The organism is Nocardioides cavernae (assembly GCF_016907475.1).
Taxonomy (GTDB): domain Bacteria; phylum Actinomycetota; class Actinomycetes; order Propionibacteriales; family Nocardioidaceae; genus Nocardioides; species Nocardioides cavernae.
Map to the genome: position 1 here is coordinate 2381461 of NZ_JAFBCA010000001.1, position 12669 is coordinate 2394129.

Below are 12669 nucleotides of genomic sequence, written 5' to 3' on the forward strand. Positions count from 1 at the left end.
GCGATGGGACTCTGGGAGGCGATGCGCGCGAGGACGCAGCCCAAGCGCAACGACCTCGACGCGCTCTTCCACGTGCCGAGCGCGGCGATCACGCTCCAGACCGCGCTGGGTTTCGAGCCCACCGGCACCGGGTCCGTCTGCTACCGGTCGGCGGCCGGAGCAGCCTTCGCCCAGACCCAGGCCGACGTGCTGGCCCTGATCAGTGACGACGCCGAGGCGCCCGACGTGGAGGTCACCCAGGACGACTTCGGCTTCACCTGGCTGGTGGTCGCCGGCGACAGCGACGACGTGGCCGGGTTGTGCACCGACCTCCACGCCGTCAACACCACGCTCGAGCTCAACGGTTTCGCTTCCGGGCTGCTGTGCTCGATGGTCCCGTTCGCCAACGCGTCGGGTCAGCGCTTCGGGCTCACCTACCTCTACAAGCAGGGCACGTTCTACCCGTTCGCGCCCACGGGCGAGCAGACCCGCGACACGCTGCTGGAGCTGTCGGTGCGCGACCTGCTCGGAGCCGAGCTGCCCATGGAGCCGGACCTGCAGCGGTGGCTGGCGGTCTGGAAGGCCCCGGGGCTGTGAAGGACGCGGAGGCACGCGACCGCTCGATCGCGGCGTACGACGTCCTCGACGGGGCGCCGCGCCGCGAGCTCGACGCCCTCGTGCAGCTCGCCGCCCAGGTCGCGGGCGTTCCCTTCGCCGCCGTCAACCTGCTGAGCTCGCACTCGCAGCACCAGGTCGCGACGTCCGGCTTCGACGGAGCCGACTCGCCGATCGACCACTCGATGTGCCGGCTGGTCGTGGAGAGCGGCAAGCCGATCATGCTCGAGGACGCCGGTGACGACGTGCGCTTCGCGCACAACCCGTGGACGACCGGCGAGATCGCCGAGGTGAAGTACTACGGCTCCCACCCGCTCACGACGCCCGCCGGTGTCACCATCGGCACGCTCTGCGTCTTCGACGACCGGTCCCACGAGGTGACGCCGCAGGCGGCCCGAGGCCTGGCCCAGCTCGCCGACCGCGTGGTGGACGTCCTCGAGCTCGAGCTCGCCTCGCGTCGCCTCAGCGAGGCCAACGCCCGGCTCAGCACCTCGAACGAGCGCCTCGCCCAGTTCGCCGGCCAGGTCAGCCACGACCTCAAGAACCCGCTGACGTCCATCTCGCTGTCGCTCGAGACGCTCGAGCTCGACATCGAGGAGCCCGACCAGCTCGACACCGTGGCCCGGGCGCGCCGCGGCGTGGACCGGATGACCGACCTGATCAACAACCTCCTGGAGTTCGCGCAGCAGGGGCAGGCCCCGGGGGAGGACGTCGTCGACCTCGCCGTGGAGATGGAGTCGGCGCTCGACGACCTGGCCGGGCGGGTCCCTCGCGAGCAGGTGGGCGTGGGGGAGCTGCCGCTCGTGCGCGGTGATGCCGGACAGCTGCGGTCGGTGCTGATGAACCTCGTGGACAACGCGGCGAAGTTCACCGTCGCGGGCGAGCAGCCCGACGTCGAGGTCGACTCGGTGCCGATCGACGGGCACCACCGCGTCGAGGTGCGCGACCGGGGCCGCGGGATCCCGGAGGAGAAGCGCGAGCGGGTCTTCGCGCCGCTGGCGCGCCTCGACAAGACCGTCGAGGGCTCGGGCATCGGGCTGGCGACCTGTCGACGGATCGTCGAGGCCCACGGCGGACAGATGGGGGTCGAGGACCGCGACGGGGGTGGAGCCGTGTTCTGGTTCGAGCTGCCCCGCGCCGACGCCTGAGCCCCGTCCCGCGCAGGTCAGCCGGGTCAGGGCAGCTTGGCCTGCTTCATCTGCCGCGAGGCGTAGACGTTGCCGATGACGGTGCCGTCGAGCCAGGCGGTGAGCCGTTGGGCCTCGAGCTCCAGGGCGGCGAGCCCGTCGGGTCCCACGTCCTCGAGCAGGGACAGCCGCACCACCCCCTCCTCGTCCTGGACCCAGCAGCCCACGATGCGGCCGTCCCACCAGGCCGTGGTGCCGGCGTTGCCGTTGGTGTCGAAGAGGTAGGGGACGTGCTCCGGGGGGAGGTAGAAGCCGCGTGCCTTCCAGCCCATCACGGTGGGGTCGAGCGTCGGCAGCAGCGCCGCCCACGGCTCGACCGGTCCGGCGTCCTCGTCGGCGGGGTGGACCCAGCCCGTCGTCCCGTCCTCGAGATCGACCTCGACGGCGCCCAGGTCGGCCAGGGCTCGGGTGACGGCCGTCTTCGTCGACCCCAGCCACCACTGGATGTCGGCCGCGGTGCCGGGTCCGAAGGTGGTCAGCCACTGGTCCACCAGGGCGGCGTAGCCGGCGTCCTGCTCGAGCGGCTCGTCCACGACGCCCAGCCAGTCGTCGGCGGTCGTCCAGGTCGGCTTGTTGAGGCGCCAGTGGCCGGCGTTGCGCCCGCGCAGCACCCTTCCCTCGAGGCCGAGGTGGGTGAGCACCCAGGGGGCGACCGACACGGGTCGGTCCCACGTCTTGTCGGTGGTGCCGCCGACCATCCCGGCCAGCTCCGGGACCTCGGCCCGCAGCTCGGCGGTGGTGGCCGGCCCCGCCGCCAGGCGGGCGAGGGTCGCGTCGCGCGCGGCGTCGAGCCACGCCTCCCCGTCGGGGGCGATGCCGCCGGCGGCAATGGCCTTGGCGATCCGCTTGCGCTCCGAGGTCGCCACCCGCGCCGAGGCGCTGCCCCACGCCGCGGGCAGCAGCTCACGTGGGAAGACGAACAGCGTCCGTCGCATCGCGAGCTGCTTCACCACCGACCGGGCGTCGTACAGCTCCGCGTCGACGTCCTCGGGCTTGACTCCCTCGGCGCGGGCGGCGACCGCGAGGTGCACGGTGGCCGCCTCGGTCGCGTGCAGGACCGTCATCGCGCGGGTCACCGCAGCGACGTCAGCCAGCCGGTGCGCCGGCGCCAGCGCGTGCCGTACGGCGATCCGGCTGCGGCGCTCGGAGTCGCTGATCCGCCGTCGTGCCATCGTCGTCGCACCCGGCCGCTCAGTCGCGGTGCGACTTGCCGGGCAGGTCGAGCATCCGCTGGAGCGCCACGAGCGCGTCAGCCTCGGTGTCGGGGTCGACGGTGATCCGGTTGACCACGGTGCCGGCCACCAGGCTCTCGAGGGCCCAGACGAGGTGCGGCAGGTCGATGCGGTTCATCGTCGAGCAGTAGCAGACGTTGCGGTCGAGGAAGACGATCGTCTTGTCGGGGTGGGCGTCGGCGAGGCGCTTGACCAGGTTGAGCTCGGTGCCGATGGCCCACACCGTGCCGGGCTCAGCGGCCTCGATGGTCTTGATGATGAACTCGGTGGAGCCGACCAGGTCGGCCTTGAGCACGACCTCGTGCTTGCACTCGGGGTGGACCAGCACATTGATGCCGGGGTGCTTGGCGCGCAGCTCGTCGACGACGTCCTCGGAGAAGCGGCCGTGCACCGAGCAGTGACCCTTCCAGAGGATCATCCGCGCCTTCTGGAGCTCCTCCGCGGTCAGGCCGCCGCCGGGCTGCATCGGGTCCCACACGACGCACTCGTCGAGGCCGATGCCCATCTGGAGCACCGCGGTGTTGCGACCCAGGTGCTGGTCGGGCAGGAAGAGCACCTTGGCGCCCTCGCCGAGATCGGCCTTCTGGGCGAACGCCCAGTCCAGCGCAGAGTCGGCGTTGGACGAGGTGCACACGACGCCGCCGTTGCGCCCGCAGAACGCCTTGATGTCGGCGCTGGAGTTCATGTAGGTCACCGGGACGACGGACTCCTGGATGCCCGCGTCGGCCATCGCGTCCCAGGCGTCCTCGACCTGCCGCAGACGGGCCATGTCGGCCATCGAGCAGCCGGCCGCGAGGTCGGGAAGGACCACCTGCTGGCTCGGCGAGGTGAGGATGTCGGCGGACTCGGCCATGAAGTGGACGCCGCAGAAGACGATGAACTCGGCGTTGGGGCGGCCCGCCGCGTCGCGGGCCAGCTTGAACGAGTCGCCGGTGACGTCGGCGAACTGGATGACCTCGTCGCGCTGGTAGTGGTGGCCGAGGACGAAGACCCGCTCGCCCAGCGCCTCCTTGGCCGCGCGCGCGCGGGCGACCAGGTCGGGGTCGGACGCCGCCGGCAGGTCGCCGGGACACTCCACGCCGCGCTCGGCGTCGAGGTCGCGGCCCTTGCCGAGGGGGAGGAGCGGCAGGTCGACGAGGGTCATGGCCTCATCCTAGGAGGGGGCGCAGACGTGAGGCCCCGGGTGCCATGCTTCGGCCATGCCACGACGCGGTGAGGTGCTTGCCCTGGTGCAGGCCGGGGGCCAAGGGTCCCGGATGGACGTGCTGACGCGCGAGCGGGCCAAGCCTGCGTTGCCGTACGGCGGGGTGCACCGGCTGATCGACTTCGCCCTCTCGGGGCTCGTGCACGCCGACCTGGCCGACGTGTGGGTGTCGCTGGAGTACCAGGTGACCTCGATCGACGACTACCTCTCGGGGGGCCGCCCGTGGAGCCTGGACCGCAACCGCGGCGGCTTCCGTCGCATCGTCCCGCAGACCGGCACCGGACCTGCGACCGAGAGCGGCTTCGCCCACGGCAACGGCGACCTGCTGCTGCGGATGTCGGCTGACATCGAGAGGTTCGGAGCGCGCACGCTCGCGGTGTGCAGCGCCGACCACGTCTTCAACATGGACCTCGCGCCCGTGATCGAGGAGCACGTCGCCGCCGGCCGCGTGGCCACCGTGCTGACCAGCGAGGTCACCAAGAAGGACGCCTCGGACAACGTCGTCGTGATCGCGGGCCGCGACGGCACGGTCACCGGCGTGGAGCACAAGCCGTCCCGCCCCTCGACGGGCACCGTCGCGACCGAGATCTTCCTCTATGACACCGAGGTGCTGCTGGCGACGCTGCGCGACCTCCGTCGCGAGCTCTCGGCGGAGGCCGACGACGACGACAGCGGGATCGGCGACTTCGGGGAGCACCTCCTCCCGCGCATGGTGGAGACCGGGAAGACCGTCGCGGTCCCGCTGACGGGCTACTGGCGTGACGTCGGCCAGCCGAGCCTCTACCTGCAGTCCCACCGCGACCTGCTCGCCGGACGGGTCGACGTCTTCGACCACCCGGGCCGTCCGGTCATCTCGCACTGGCCCGACCGTCCCGCCGCCCGCGTCCGGGCGACGGGGGAGTGCCGCGACTCGATGCTGTCGCCGGGGGCGGACGTCGCCGGCCTCGTCACGGGCAGCGTGCTGGGTCCCGGCGTCGTGGTGGAGAAGGGCGCGGAGGTCCACGACAGCGTGGTGATGGAGAACTGCGTCATCCGCGCGGGAGCGGTGGTGCGCACTGCCGTCCTCGACGAGCGCTCCGAGGTGCTCGAGAAGACCCGGCTCGGCGCAGAGCCGTCGCGACGCCTCGCCCACGACGACGACCTCGTGCTCGTCGGCCGCGACTCCCGGGTCTCGGGCACCGTGGCAGCAGGCGCGCGCCTGGAGCCGGGCTCGGCGACCTGATTCACCGTCCGGACGGCTCGTCGGACTAGAGCAGCGAGCCGTGGTGCAGGTAGGGCGCCGGCGGCTTCATCCCCCGCAGGCACAGGTAGCCGTTGGTGTAGATCGCCATCCGCGCGGCCAGCCCGACGTCGAGCGCCCACGCGTTGGCCGCCGTGATGTGGTGGACCGCCACCTGCGCGCCCGGTGACGAAGACGCCAGCGCCTCCCACACCAGCCCTGACGCCGTACGCCGGTTGGTGGCCGCCACCAGCACCGGTGAGCCGTCGACGTCGACGTAGGCGTAGCCCGACCCGGTCGAGTGGTCGGTCACCACCAGCCTGAACTGGGCGAGCAGCAGCTCGTGGTCGCCGAGGTGGGCCGCGCCGCGCGTGCGGCGGTCGACGGAGTCCATCAGGTCGACGTCGCCGGCCGTGCCCTCGCGGACCCGGTCCACCACCGGGATCGCGCTCCGGTCGACCACCCCGGTGAGCATCATCTGCGGGTGCAGGTCGAAGCCGGCGAGCCGGTAGCGGCGTACGGCGCCGGGGTCGGCGCTGGCGGCGAACATGCCGCGCAGGCACCCCCGGCCGTGGTGCATGGCCGCCGCCATCAGCTCGGTGCCGATGCCGCGACCCTGGTGCTCGGGCCGGACGGCGAACGACGCGAGGATCCACATCAGCTCGCGGACCCGCGAGACCGCACCGCCGACCACCTCACCGTCGACCTCCGCCACCCAGCAGCCCCCCGGGTCGGTGACCAGCGCCTGCCCGGTCCGTCGGATCCAGTGACCGTTGCGGGCGGCGGGACGTCGTACGGGGTCGGGCCAGGCGCGCTGGTGGGTGCGGGTGTCGACCTCGTGGTAGGAGGTCGCGGTGATCTCTGCGAACGCCTCGAGGTCCTCCGCCCGCATCGGCCGGACGACCGGCGCGGTCACGACACGTGCGCGGCGTAGCGCCGGAGCAGGTCGTCCCAGTGGGTGTACGTGGCCCGGACGTCCTCGCTGCCGTCGACCCAGCCGCTGTGCTCGAGGTGCACCAGGGTGCCCCCGCCCTCCGCGTCCGTGAACGTCACGTCGAGCCGGGTCGGCTGCTCCTTGGCGTGACCGAGCCAGAACTCCTGGGTGTAGTGACCGATCGGGTCCCACTTGAGGACCCGGCCCCAGACGTACTGCTCGTCGCCGTGCACGGAGGCGACGGGGCCGTTGGGGTCGATGGCGATGCCGTTGAAGGTGGGCGGGTCGGGGCTGAGCATCGGGTCCCACCACTCACCCATCTGAGCGGTGAAGCCGACGAAGGCCTCGGTGGGGGTCACCGGGACCGCGATGTCGGCCGTGATGGGTTCGAGACTCATGCGCGTACTCGCTTTGCCTCGTTCGCGCACGAGGCACAAGGGACGCTGTACTTGTCGACTCGTTCACTGCGCTCACTCATGCGGCAAGCATGCCCGACGCACTCGCTGCAAGGATGCAGCCATGCGCGTGCTGATCGCCCCGGACAAGTTCGCCGGCACCCTCACCGCGGTCCAGGCCGCGGAGGCGGTCGCCGCCGGCTGGCGCCGGCACGCGCCGGACGACGAGCTCGACCTCGCTCCCATGGCCGACGGCGGCCCCGGTTTCGTCGACGTCCTGCACGCCGCCCTCGGCGGGTCGCTCGACGCCGTGACGGTCAGCGGACCGCACGGCGACCCGGTGCCCGCGGTGGTGCTGCGGGTGGGCACGACGGCGTACGTCGAGAGCGCGCAGGCGGCCGGCCTGCACCTGTCCTCGGGTCCCGTCGAGACCGCCTCGAGCGCGGGCGTGGGTGAGCTGGTGCTGGCCGCGGTGGCCGGTGGCGCCACGACGGTCGTGGTCGGCCTGGGCGGGACCGGCACCAACGACGGCGGCGCGGGTGTCCTGGCCGCCCTCGGGGCGCAGGCCGACGGCGTGCTGGACGGCGGGGCCGCCCCGCTGGGGGCCGTGACGACGGTGGACCTGGCCGCGGCACGCTCACGGCTCGACGGAGTCACGCTCGTCGCGGCCAGCGACGTGGACAACCCCCTGACCGGCCTCTTCGGGGCCACCAAGACCTTCGGCCCGCAGAAGGGCGTCGCCGAGGACCGGATCGCCGAGGTGGACGGGTGGCTCGAGGCCTTCGCCGCCGCCACTGACCGGCGTACGTCGCTGGAGAAGGGCGCCGGCGCCGCAGGCGGCATCGGCTACGCCCTCCTCGTCCTCGGCGCTTCCCGGGAGCCGGGCATCGGCCTGGTCGCCTCCGCCGTGTCGCTGGCCGAGCGCGCCCGCGCGTCCGACCTGGTCGTGACCGGCGAGGGCGCCTTCGACTTCTCCAGCCGGGCCGGCAAGGTGCCCTACGGCGTGGCCGCAGTCGCCTCGGAGGCCCTGCGCCCCTGCATCGCCCTCGCCGGCCAGGTGCTCGTCGGCTCGCGCGAGATGCGCGCCCTCGGCATCGAGTCGGCGTACTCCCTCGTCGACCTCGTGGGGGAGGAGCGCGCCTTCAGCGCCCCCGCCGACGCCCTCGCCGACCTCGCCGCCCGGGTCGCGCGCACCTGGTCGCGCTGACGCGGCTTGCACCTGTCGGGGTGGCGGCAGATTGAGTTTCCGAAGGTCCCATCTGCGCAATGTGCCGCCACGGTCCCGAGTGCCCGCTCGGAGGTGGCGGCACATTGCACGCCGGGGTCGTCCCTGCACGCAATGTGCCGCCACCCCGGATGTCGTTGGCAGGCCGGAAACCGTCCACAGCGGGCCATCGACGACGTTGTCCACAGGGGCCCACACGGTCCCGTGACCACCGGACGGGTGTGCCATGACCCTCGAGGCATGGGTGAGCTCGAGGCGGTCCGTGGCCATCGACGTGGGGCGACCTGGGCGTCCGTGACGTACGGCGTCCACAGACCGACAGGTCTCGCGATGACCGCCGAGCACCCGCCGGTCTGGGCTGAGGACGACCTGGCCGGGTGGCAGCTCTTGATGACCGACATCGGCTGCTTCGCCGGGCTCACGGCGCTCGAGGTCCACGGGGTGCCGCTGCCCCCGGTGCCCGGCAGGTGCCCCGTCTTCATCGCGCTGGCGAAGGACGACCCGCGGCCCATGCGCAAGCGGGTGCACACGAGCCGCCACGTCCGGCCGGTCGAGCACGTCGTCGTGCGTGGCCTGCGTGTGGCGACGGTCCCTGAAGCGCTCACGGCGGCGGCGCGGTGGATCGGCGTGGTCGACCTGGTCGCACTGGTCGATGCCGCCATCTACCTCGAACTGGTCTCCGTGAAGGAGCTGGAGGCGATTGCGAGGACCCGGCGTCCGGGAAGCCGGCGGCTGCGAACGGTGCTGCCCCTGGTGGACGGTCGCGCCGAGTCCCTGTGGGAGTCGCTGCTCCGCCTGCTGCACGTCGTGTGCGACATCGAGGTGGAGCCGCAGTGGGAGCTGGTGGACGCCGACGGAGTGCTCGTGGCGCGGGCCGACCTGTGGCTCGTCGGGACGACGGCGCTTCACGAATTCGATGGGGACGAGCACGAGAAGGCACGACGCAGGGTCAGTGACCGGCGACGCGACCGGCGGGTCGATCGGCAGGGATTCGTGCGCCGTGGCTACACCGGGGGAGACGTCATCCATCGAGCTGCGACGGTCCTCGAGGATGCCGATCGGTCGCTGGGGAGGGACCACGATCCCGCGCGGATACGGGAGTGGCACCGGCTCCTTCGGGACTCGCTGTTCACCCCGGCAGGGAGAATCGCGTTCCTCGAGCGGATCCCCGTCGCGCCACCCCGTCGTCGTACCCACTGAGGGTGGCGGCAGATCGCACCCCACAGGCCCGTCCTCGCGCAATGTGCCGCCACCCCGCGGCCTGGCGTACGGAAGGTGGCAGCAGATGGGCCACGATCGGCCCGCAGGCGCGCAATGTGCCGCCACCTTCACTGGCGGGCACGATTGCGTCGACGACCCCGGGGAATAACCCTCGGTGTGCGACCATTGAGGCAAGCAGTACCCGAGACTTCTGGAGTGATGAGATGACCGAGCAGGTCGAGACCACTGAGCGCCGCACCGACCAGATCAACCTTTCTGCCGTCGCCGCCAGCAAGATCAACAGCCTCCTCGAGCAGGAGGGTCGCGACGACCTGGCCCTGCGGATCTCCGTGCAGCCGGGTGGCTGCTCGGGCCTCCGCTACCAGCTCTTCTTCGACGAGCGCACCCTCGACGGCGACGTGACCACCGACTTCGACGGCGTGACCGTCGTCGTGGACCGGATGAGCGTCCCCTACCTCAACGGTGCCGAGATCGACTTCGTCGACACCATCGAGAAGCAGGGCTTCACGATCGACAACCCCAACGCCACCGGCTCCTGCGCCTGCGGCGACTCGTTCCACTGATCTGACGCAGCGAAGGGCCCCAGCCGACCGGCTGGGGCCCTTCGTCGTGCTCGGGGACGATTCAGTCGAGGTGCAGGTGGAGCGCGTTGGCGATGCGGGCCGCGGCGTCGGAGACCCGGATCTCGCGCTTGCCGACCTCGGCGGGGTAGTCGTCGTAGTGCAAGCTCGGCGCGGGGGCGACAGCGGCCTGCGCGGCGCGCTCAAGGCGGCCCTGCAGACCGAGGTTGCGGCTGGCCTCCCGGCCGTCGGCGGCCATCTCGGCGGGGGTGCCCAGCTCGTCGCTGAAGAGGGGTGCGGGGCGTCGGGACGTCGTCATGGGGTCGACGCTATTGGCTACTGATGCGTATCCCGAGCCGTACCGCGGGGTAGTGTCCGCGGCGTGTCCCTCCTCGTAGCCGGATCGATCGCGACCGACCACCTGATGTCCTTCCCCGGCAAGTTCGCCGACAGCCTGGTGGTCGACCAGCTCGACAAGCTCTCGGTGTCCTTCCTCGTCGAGGACCTCGAGGTACGACGCGGCGGTTGCGCCGCCAACATCTGCTTCGGGCTCGGCAACCTGGGCCTGCGCCCGGTGCTGGTCGGGGCGGTCGGAGAGGACTTCGCCGACTACCGCGCGTGGCTGGAACGCCACAACGTCGACTGCGACTCGGTGCACGTCTCCGAGACCCGCCATACCGCCCGCTTCGTGTGCACCAACGACGCCTCGATGGCGCAGATCGCCAGCTTCTACGCCGGCGCGATGAGCGAGTCCCGCGAGATCGAGCTCAAGCCGATCGTCGACCGCGTGGGTGCGCCCGACTACGTGATCATCGGCCCGGACGACCCGCAGGGGATGCTGCGCCACACCGAGGAGTGCCGCCAGCGCGGCTACCGGTTCCTGGCCGACCCCTCGCAGCAGCTGGCGTTCGGGGACGGCGACCTGATCAGGCCGCTCATCGACGGTGCCGAGATCCTCTTCTCCAACGAGTACGAGGCCAGCCTCATCACCCAGAAGACCGGATGGAGCCGCGAGGACATCCTCTCGCGGGTCGGCACCTGGGTCGTCACCCTCGGCGCGGCCGGGGTGCGGATCGACCGCGAGGGCGCGGAGTCCATCGTCGTCGGGGCGGTCCCCGAGATCGCGAAGGTCGAGCCGACCGGCGTCGGTGACGCCTTCCGGGCGGGGTTCCTCGCCGCGCTCACCTGGGGCCTCGGGCACGAGCGGGCCGCCCAGCTCGGCTGCCTCCTGGCCGTGCACGTGGTCGAGATGGTCGGCACCCAGGAGTACGAGATCTCCCGCACCGCCTTCCTCGAGCGCTGCGCGGCGGCCTACGGCGACGAGGCGGCGGCCGACTTCGAGCCGCACCTGCGCACCATCCGCTCCTGACCTGTCGACGTCGCGTCGTCAGGTAAGGCGTCGTATGACGTAGCGCGGCGCGCCGTCGTCCGCTGTGTCCGCGCCGACGTAGTCCTGCGACTTCATCCGGCACCACGCCGGTACGTCGACCGCAGCCGCCGGGTCGCGGGCGACCACCGCCAGCAGCTCGCCGACCTCGACGTCGCCGAGGTGGCGGGCGAGCTCGATGACCGGCATCGGGCACGGCATCTCGCGGCAGTCGAGCTCGAGGGCGACGTCGAGGCCCTGGTCATGAGGCGACGTCACAGGCCCACCCGCGAGCGGATCTCGGCGACGACCCCGGGCAGCGTGTCGCAGAAGGCGTCGACGTCGGCGCGGGTGGTGTCGCGCTGCAGCGAGAGCCGGACGTTGCCGTGCGTCAGCACGCCCATCGCCTCCAGCACGTGGCTCGGGGTCAGGGTCGACGCGGTGCAGGCCGAGCCGCTCGCGATGCCGAAGCCGCGCCGGTCGAGCTCGGTCACCAGGGCCTCGCCGTCGACGTAGAGGCAGGAGAAGGTCACCAGGTGGGGCAGGCGACGGTCGGGGTCGCCGACGACCTCCACGTCGGGCACCTCCGCGGCCACCCGCCGGCGTACGACGTCCACGAGCTCGTGCTGGCGCGCGTTGACCTCGTCGCGCTCGGCCACCACCGCCTGCAGCGCGGCCGCCGCCGCGAGGACCGCAGGGACGTTCTCGAAGCCCGTCGACCTCTCGTCGGCGCGGTCGTCGCCGGGGAAGGGGTTGCGCCACCGCGCCCGCTTGCGGACCAGCAGCACACCGACGCCCGCCGGTCCACCCCACTTGTGGGCAGACCCCGCGGCAGCCGCCCAGCCGCCGGGCAGGGGCAGCCGACCCATCGACGCGCACGCGTCGGTGAAGAGCGCGACGTCGTCGGGCAGCTCGAGCCCGCCGGCCGGTTGGAGGGTGCCCACCTCGTGGTTGGCGGTCTGGAGGGCGACGACGCCGACGCCGGGGGAGCGGGCGTCCTCGACGATGCCGTCCCGGTCGACGAGCCCCGACCGGTCGACGCGCACCTCCCGGTCGCCGTCGGCTCCCCAGGCCACCGCATGGCGCACGGCCGAGTGCTCGACGGCAGATCGCACGACCGCGCTCCCGCGCCGCGAGCCCCGCAGCAGTCCGAGCAGCCCCAGGTGGACGGCGTGCGTGCCGCTGGGGGTGAAGGTGACCTCGTCGGGCCGCACGCCGAGCGCGTCGGCCGTGGCCTCACGCGCGTTGTCGAGCAGCAGCCGTGCGTCGCGGCCGGTGCGGTGCAGCCGGCGCGGGTCGGCGTACCCCCGGTCGAGAGCGGCCAGGAGCACCTCGCGCGCCGCCGGGTGCAGCGGCGCCGAGGACGCGCTGTCGAGGTCGGCGGACCGGGCCGGAGGGGCAGTCACAGGGGCAACTTATGCCACGCGCAGGCGCCTGCGCGCGGGCGGACGGACCCTGACCTGCGCAGATCGGCCGACACCCGACCCTGCCCCGCACGACGCGGTCAGATGGGGATACTCTCTGTGTGTCGT

At 72.3% G+C, this 12669-nt stretch carries 14 protein-coding genes; 7 read left to right on the plus strand and 7 right to left on the minus strand.

Annotation, left to right across the window (positions count from 1 at the left end):
• Nucleotides 1-3: 3 nt before the first annotated feature.
• Entirely contained in the window at nt 4-576 is a 573-nt protein-coding gene (pspAB, locus tag JOD65_RS11115; protein ID WP_191196812.1) for a PspA-associated protein PspAB, read from the plus strand.
• Nucleotides 573-1742 carry a GAF domain-containing sensor histidine kinase gene (locus JOD65_RS11120; RefSeq protein ID WP_191196813.1) on the plus strand — a complete coding sequence of 390 codons (1170 nt, stop codon included), beginning with the start codon at nt 573-575 and terminating at the stop codon, nt 1740-1742. Before pspAB ends, JOD65_RS11120 begins: the two co-directional genes overlap by 4 nt.
• 26 nt (nt 1743-1768) lie before the next feature.
• Here the strand turns inward: JOD65_RS11120 and JOD65_RS11125 are convergent, their stop codons facing one another.
• Both JOD65_RS11125 and nadA read right to left on the minus strand, forming a co-directional pair.
• Nucleotides 1769-2953: a winged helix DNA-binding domain-containing protein gene (locus JOD65_RS11125; protein ID WP_191196814.1), complete on the minus strand. Its 1185-nt coding sequence runs from the start codon at nt 2951-2953 to the stop codon at nt 1769-1771.
• Between the two features lie 19 nt (nt 2954-2972).
• Nucleotides 2973-4157 (minus strand): quinolinate synthase NadA, encoded by a 1185-nt coding sequence (nadA, locus tag JOD65_RS11130; RefSeq protein WP_191196815.1) that lies wholly within the window; start codon nt 4155-4157, stop codon nt 2973-2975.
• Nucleotides 4158-4212: 55 nt separating this feature from the next.
• Between nadA and JOD65_RS11135 the strand changes: the two genes are divergently transcribed.
• Nucleotides 4213-5439, plus strand: coding sequence for a glucose-1-phosphate adenylyltransferase family protein (locus tag JOD65_RS11135; RefSeq protein WP_191196816.1), 1227 nt, complete (start codon nt 4213-4215; stop codon nt 5437-5439).
• A gap of 25 nt (nt 5440-5464) precedes the next feature.
• Here JOD65_RS11135 and JOD65_RS11140 read toward each other — a convergent pair whose 3' ends face one another.
• On the minus strand, nt 5465-6352 hold the full coding sequence (locus JOD65_RS11140) for a GNAT family N-acetyltransferase (RefSeq protein ID WP_307821092.1): 888 nt from the start codon (nt 6350-6352) through the stop codon (nt 5465-5467).
• Nucleotides 6349-6768: an SRPBCC domain-containing protein gene (locus JOD65_RS11145; RefSeq protein ID WP_191196817.1), complete on the minus strand. Its 420-nt coding sequence runs from the start codon at nt 6766-6768 to the stop codon at nt 6349-6351. Before JOD65_RS11145 ends, JOD65_RS11140 begins: the two co-directional genes overlap by 4 nt.
• Nucleotides 6769-6889: 121 nt before the next feature.
• On the opposite strand from JOD65_RS11145, the gene JOD65_RS11150 reads away from it, so the two are divergent.
• The 3 genes from JOD65_RS11150 (at nt 6890) to erpA (ending at nt 9774) form a co-directional block, all read left to right on the plus strand.
• Nucleotides 6890-7972 (plus strand): glycerate kinase family protein, encoded by a 1083-nt coding sequence (locus JOD65_RS11150; RefSeq protein ID WP_191196818.1) that lies wholly within the window; start codon nt 6890-6892, stop codon nt 7970-7972.
• A gap of 258 nt (nt 7973-8230) precedes the next feature.
• The gene (locus tag JOD65_RS11155) at nt 8231-9190 is read left to right on the plus strand and encodes a hypothetical protein (RefSeq protein ID WP_191196819.1); all 960 of its coding nucleotides are present in this window, start codon (nt 8231-8233) and stop codon (nt 9188-9190) included.
• 224 nt (nt 9191-9414) lie between these two features.
• The gene (gene erpA / locus JOD65_RS11160) at nt 9415-9774 is read left to right on the plus strand and encodes an iron-sulfur cluster insertion protein ErpA (protein ID WP_191196820.1); all 360 of its coding nucleotides are present in this window, start codon (nt 9415-9417) and stop codon (nt 9772-9774) included.
• 61 nt (nt 9775-9835) lie between these two features.
• Here erpA and JOD65_RS11165 read toward each other — a convergent pair whose 3' ends face one another.
• Nucleotides 9836-10090: a hypothetical protein gene (locus JOD65_RS11165; RefSeq protein WP_191196821.1), complete on the minus strand. Its 255-nt coding sequence runs from the start codon at nt 10088-10090 to the stop codon at nt 9836-9838.
• A gap of 63 nt (nt 10091-10153) precedes the next feature.
• On the opposite strand from JOD65_RS11165, the gene JOD65_RS11170 reads away from it, so the two are divergent.
• Complete coding sequence (locus JOD65_RS11170) at nt 10154-11140, plus strand: carbohydrate kinase family protein (RefSeq protein ID WP_191196822.1); 987 nt, start codon at nt 10154-10156, stop codon at nt 11138-11140.
• Nucleotides 11141-11158: 18 nt separating this feature from the next.
• Here the strand turns inward: JOD65_RS11170 and JOD65_RS11175 are convergent, their stop codons facing one another.
• Nucleotides 11159-11416: a sulfurtransferase TusA family protein gene (locus JOD65_RS11175; RefSeq protein ID WP_307821094.1), complete on the minus strand. Its 258-nt coding sequence runs from the start codon at nt 11414-11416 to the stop codon at nt 11159-11161.
• Nucleotides 11413-12543 (minus strand): cysteine desulfurase family protein, encoded by a 1131-nt coding sequence (locus tag JOD65_RS11180; RefSeq protein ID WP_191196823.1) that lies wholly within the window; start codon nt 12541-12543, stop codon nt 11413-11415. The genes JOD65_RS11175 and JOD65_RS11180 overlap by 4 nt, the downstream gene beginning before the upstream one ends.
• Nucleotides 12544-12669: the final 126 nt, after the last annotated feature.

Coding starts and splice junctions, on each gene's coding strand:
- JOD65_RS11165 (WP_191196821.1), bottom strand. CDS start 10,090: ATGACGACGTCCCGACGCCCCGCACCCCTCTTCAGCGACGAGCTGGGC.
- JOD65_RS11150 (WP_191196818.1), top strand. CDS start 6,890: ATGCGCGTGCTGATCGCCCCGGACAAGTTCGCCGGCACCCTCACCGCG.
- JOD65_RS11135 (WP_191196816.1), top strand. CDS start 4,213: ATGCCACGACGCGGTGAGGTGCTTGCCCTGGTGCAGGCCGGGGGCCAA.
- JOD65_RS11155 (WP_191196819.1), top strand. CDS start 8,231: ATGGGTGAGCTCGAGGCGGTCCGTGGCCATCGACGTGGGGCGACCTGG.
- nadA (WP_191196815.1), bottom strand. CDS start 4,157: ATGACCCTCGTCGACCTGCCGCTCCTCCCCCTCGGCAAGGGCCGCGAC.
- JOD65_RS11145 (WP_191196817.1), bottom strand. CDS start 6,768: ATGAGTCTCGAACCCATCACGGCCGACATCGCGGTCCCGGTGACCCCC.
- JOD65_RS11125 (WP_191196814.1), bottom strand. CDS start 2,953: ATGGCACGACGGCGGATCAGCGACTCCGAGCGCCGCAGCCGGATCGCC.
- erpA (WP_191196820.1), top strand. CDS start 9,415: ATGACCGAGCAGGTCGAGACCACTGAGCGCCGCACCGACCAGATCAAC.
- pspAB (WP_191196812.1), top strand. CDS start 4: ATGGGACTCTGGGAGGCGATGCGCGCGAGGACGCAGCCCAAGCGCAAC.